The following is a 4,243-nucleotide window of genomic DNA, read 5'->3' on the forward strand; positions in this document are numbered from 1 at the left end:
AGGTCGTCCACCACCAGGCCGATCGTGGACGTCCCCAGTCTCTTCTGCCGCAGGTTGCGCGCGTTGTCGTTGCGCTGGTACCCGAGTCTGCGCACCGCCTGCTCGACCCGCGCGGCGGTGTCGGGTGAGACTCCCGGCTCGTTGGAGACCACGCGGGAGACCGTCATGAGACTGACCCCCGCCGCCTGGGCCACGTCCTTCATCGTCGGGCGCTTCACAGGCTCCTCCTCGGCACGCTCCCGACGTCCCGCCGGTCGGCGCAGGCGTCGGAGTGTGCATCTTACGATGCCCGATGCCCCGGCACCGCAGGCCAACGGTCATGGCGGAGTGTCACCGGGCGGGCCGGCCCCGGCCCGCCCGGTGACACGGGAATTCCGATGACCGACTGTCCGTCGGTCGGTGGCGGCCGGAGGTTTCAGCCCTTGCTCGACCCGAGGGCGAGACCGGCGACGAACTGCCGCTGGAGCAGCAGGTAGACGACCAGCGTCGGGACCGCGGCGATCATCGCCCCCGCCGCGATCAGGTTCTGATCGCTGACGAATTGCCCCTGCAGGTTGGCGAGGGCGGAGGTCACCGGACGCTTGTCGCCCGAGGACATCAGGGTGATGGCCCAGAAGAAGTCGTTGTAGATCCAGGTGGTCAGCAGCGTGGCGAGGGCCGCCAGGGCGGGCCGGCAGAGCGGCAGGGTGAGCCGCCAGAACCGGGTCCACAGGCCGGCTCCGTCGACGAGCGCGGCCTCGTACATTTCACCGGGGACCGACTTCATGTAGTTGCTCAGGACGAAGACGCAGAAGCCGAGCTGGAAGGCCACGTTGATGGCGATCAGCCCGAAGACCGAGTTGTACATCAGACCGCTGTCGGCCAGGGCCGTCGGCACGGGGATCTTCAGGTAGAGCCTGTACAGCGGGGTGATGATGACCTGCTGCGGCAGCAGGTTGCCGGCCGTGAAGAGGATCAGCAGGGCCACGTTGACCCTGAGTCTCAGCCGGGTGAGGACGAAGGCCGCCCCCGAGGCGAGGGCGAGGACGACGATCACCGCGGGCACGGTGATCAGGACGGAGTTCCAGAAGAAGTGCGGCATGTCCGACTGCGACCAGGCGTCGGTGAAGTTCCGGAGGGTCAGGTGCCTGGGCAGCGAGACGTAGCCGTACCTGCGGGTGTCGGAGTACGGGCGGACGGCCACGTAGAGGGTGAAGGCGATCGGCAGCAGCCACAGCACCGAGGCCGTGATCAGGAAGAGTTGCGAGGCGATCCGGCCGCGCGGGCGGCGCCTCGCCCCCGGGCCGGCGGTGCCCGCGCGGGGGACGGTGACCCGGGTCAGGGTGTCGGGGCTCACGGTGACTCCTCCCGGCGGAAGGTCTGGTGGAGGAAGATGCTGATGGGTACCAGCGAGATCGCCAGCAGCACCACGCCGAGGGCGGAGCCGAAACCGACGCGCTGGGTCTCCCCGACGATGTTCGAGGTGACCAGCACCGAGAGCAGTTCGAGGCCGTTGATGCCCTTGTTGGTGATGTACACCAGGTCGAAGGCGCGCAGCGACTCGATGACGGTGACCACCATGATGACGATGTTGATCGGCCGCATCACCGGGAAGATCACCCGCCGGAAGGCCTGCCAGGCACTGGCGCCGTCGATCATGGCGGCTTCACGCAGCGTCGGGTCGACCGCCTTGAGGCCGGCCAGGTAGAGCACCATCACGTACCCGGCCTGCCGCCAGGTGGCCTCGGTCAGCACCGCCCACAGGTTGAGGTGTGGGTTGCCGAGCCAGTCGATGGCGTCGCCGTCTCCGTTGCGTCCGATGACTGTGTTGATCAGCCCGAAGTTCTGGGAGTACACGAACTCCCAGATGATGCCGACCAGGGCGAGCGACAGCATGACCGGCAGGAAGAGGATGCTCTGGTACATCCGGCTGCCCCGGATGCCGCGGTCGATCAGCACGGCGAACAGCATGCCGAGCGGCGTGGCGACCAGCACGAAGACGGCCAGCCAGATCAGGTTGTGCCGGACGGCCGGCCAGAACTCGGGGCTGATGGTGGAGGCCTGGTGGTAGTTCTGGATGCCGTACAGGCAGCCGTTGTTGAGCACCGCCGGTACGTCGGGCCGGCAGGGATCGGCGTGCAGCGACCCGACGCCGTTCCACCGGGTGAAGGAGAGCAGCGTGGTGCCCGCCGCCGGGAGCCATACGAAGGCCAGGTCGAGCAGGAGCGGGACGCCCAGCAGGACGGCGGCGACGATCCGGTCGCGGGGCGTCAGTGTCCGCACACCCCGGGGCCGGCGGCCGGCCGGGGTTGTCGTCGGAGCCCGGTCGGGCGTCTGGGAGCGGGAGCTCATCAGGAGTAGATCGCCTTCGCCTGGGCCTCCGCGCTCTTCTGCAGGGCGGCGATGCCACCGGTGCTCGGGTCGTCGATGAACTTCTGGATGATCGAGATCATCGCGGTGGCCATCGCCGGGTCGGCGTCGCGGTCCATGAACTGGGCCACGGCCTTGCACCTGCCGATCTCGGCGACCGACTTCTGCTGGATGGCGTTGTACGTCGGTACCTGCAGGCCCTTGGCCAGGCCCACGTCCCACTGGTCGGTCTTCAGGTACTCGGCCTCGGCCCCACCGCTGCCGATGTACTCCAGGACGGCTTTGGCGGCGGCCGGGTTCCGGGCCTTGCGGCTGAGCATGAACCCGTCGGTGGGGGCGTCCATGTAGTCCTGGCCCCACTGCGGGTTGACCGAGGGGAAGGTGAAGAAGTCGAGGTCCGCGAGGTCGGCCTTGTCCGTGACGTACTGCGCGGCGACCTGGTTGCTGCCCTGGAACATCATGCCGGCGCCGCCGCTCTCCAGGCTCTTCACCGCGTCCTGCCAGATCCGCCCGTTGGCACCGCTCTGCACGTACGGCATCAGCTCGGCCCAGTGCTGGAAGACGTTGAACACCCCCTGGTCGGTCCACGGGATCTCGTGCTTCAGCAGCTTGATGTGGTAGTCGTAGCCGTTGACACGCATGTTGAGGATGTCGAAGGTGCCGAGCGCCGGCCAGCCGTCCTTGTCACCGAAGGCGATCGGTACCAGACCGTCGGACCTCATCCTCTTCGCCAGCGCCACGTACTCGTCCCAGGTGGCCGGCACGGTGTACTGGTGCTTGGCGAACAGGCTCTTGTTGTAGAAGACGACCCACGGGTAGTTGTACAGCGGCACCAGGTACTGGTGACCGTCCAGCCCGGTGGAGAGCTTCCGGGCGGCTTCGCCGAAGTTGCCGCCGATCTTTTCCCACACGTCGTCCAGCGGCTGCGCGAGGCCCTGCGCGGCGAAGTACTGCATGCGGTAGCCGGCGAACCAGGTGAACAGGTCGTCCGGGGTGCCCTGGAGGTAGCTGGTGATGTTCTGCTGGAAGGTGTTGTGGTCGACAGTGTTGATCTTGATCTCCACCTTGCCGGTGGTGGCGGCTGCTGCCGCGGTGGTGAGCGCCTCGAAGGCCGACTTCGCTGACGGGTCGGAGTAGTTGGACCCGAACGTGACCGCGCCGCCGACCGTGCCGGGGCCCGGCGCCGCGCCGTCGGAGGCGGTCGGCTTCGCGTCGCTGCCGCAGGCCGTCAGCAGACCGCCGGACACCGCTGCGGCCCCGACCGCGACGGCCGCGTTCCTGAGCAGTGCTCTGCGTGACGGCGCAGGCCTGGCGTCGTCGCCGTGTGCGGAGTTGACATCGGACATGGTGCCTCCGTAAGTGAGCTGGGACGCCCGTCAGTCGGGGCGGGCCGCGAGGTGAGGGGCCGGGTGCCGCACCGGCCCGGATCCGCCGGTGCGGCGGTGTGGCAGTACGGGGGAGGGGACGCCGTCGGGTTCAGCAGGCGGCTTTGTAGATGTACTTGCTGATCGCGGGGTCGTCCATGTTCGCTTTGGTGATCGCCACCATGGTGGTGCCGACCTGTGCGGTGACCGGTTTCTTCTCGATGGCGGCGAGCGCCTGGTCGACCCCTTGGGTGCCGATGCCGGCCGGGTCCTGGGCGACCAGGATGTCCAGGGTGCCGCTCTTCAGGGCGGTGACCTCGTCGGGTTCCGCGTCGAAGGCGGCGACTTTGACCTTGCCCTGCCTGCCGGCGGCCTGCAGGCCGGTGGCGACGCCCTGTGCGGTGTTGGTGTTGCCGGCGAAGACCCCGCCGAGGTCGGGGTGGGCGGCCAGGGTGGCCTGGATCTGGGAGGCGGCGGTGGCGGGCAGGTCGTTGTCGTAGAGGACGGGGAGCAGGGTGATGGCGGGGTGG

At 68.5% G+C, this 4,243-nt stretch carries 5 protein-coding genes; all 5 read right to left on the reverse strand.

Annotated features, from left to right (window positions below):
- A partial coding sequence (locus tag ACFTWP_RS41290; RefSeq protein ID WP_380270338.1) for a LacI family DNA-binding transcriptional regulator occupies positions 1-203 on the reverse strand: 203 nt, incomplete at its 3' end.
- Between the two features lie 212 nt (positions 204-415).
- Positions 416-1,336, reverse strand: a complete 921-nt coding sequence (locus tag ACFTWP_RS41295) for a carbohydrate ABC transporter permease (protein ID WP_380270334.1) — start codon at positions 1,334-1,336, stop codon at positions 416-418.
- On the reverse strand, positions 1,333-2,331 hold the full coding sequence (locus tag ACFTWP_RS41300) for a carbohydrate ABC transporter permease (RefSeq protein WP_380270335.1): 999 nt from the start codon (positions 2,329-2,331) through the stop codon (positions 1,333-1,335). The genes ACFTWP_RS41295 and ACFTWP_RS41300 overlap by 4 nt, the downstream gene beginning before the upstream one ends.
- The gene (locus ACFTWP_RS41305) at positions 2,331-3,695 is read right to left on the reverse strand and encodes an ABC transporter substrate-binding protein (RefSeq protein WP_380270336.1); all 1,365 of its coding nucleotides are present in this window, start codon (positions 3,693-3,695) and stop codon (positions 2,331-2,333) included. The genes ACFTWP_RS41300 and ACFTWP_RS41305 overlap by 1 nt, the downstream gene beginning before the upstream one ends.
- Before the next feature lie 130 nt (positions 3,696-3,825).
- Positions 3,826-4,243, reverse strand: a 418-nt coding sequence (locus ACFTWP_RS41310; RefSeq protein ID WP_380270337.1) for a substrate-binding domain-containing protein, incomplete at its 5' end; no start/stop codon positions are given.

The sequence above is a fragment of the Kitasatospora sp. NPDC057015 genome (assembly GCF_042673745.1).
Lineage (GTDB): Bacteria > Actinomycetota > Actinomycetes > Streptomycetales > Streptomycetaceae > Kitasatospora.

Coding starts and splice junctions, on each gene's coding strand:
- ACFTWP_RS41300 (WP_380270335.1), bottom strand. CDS start 2,331: ATGAGCTCCCGCTCCCAGACGCCCGACCGGGCTCCGACGACAACCCCG.
- ACFTWP_RS41305 (WP_380270336.1), bottom strand. CDS start 3,695: ATGTCCGATGTCAACTCCGCACACGGCGACGACGCCAGGCCTGCGCCG.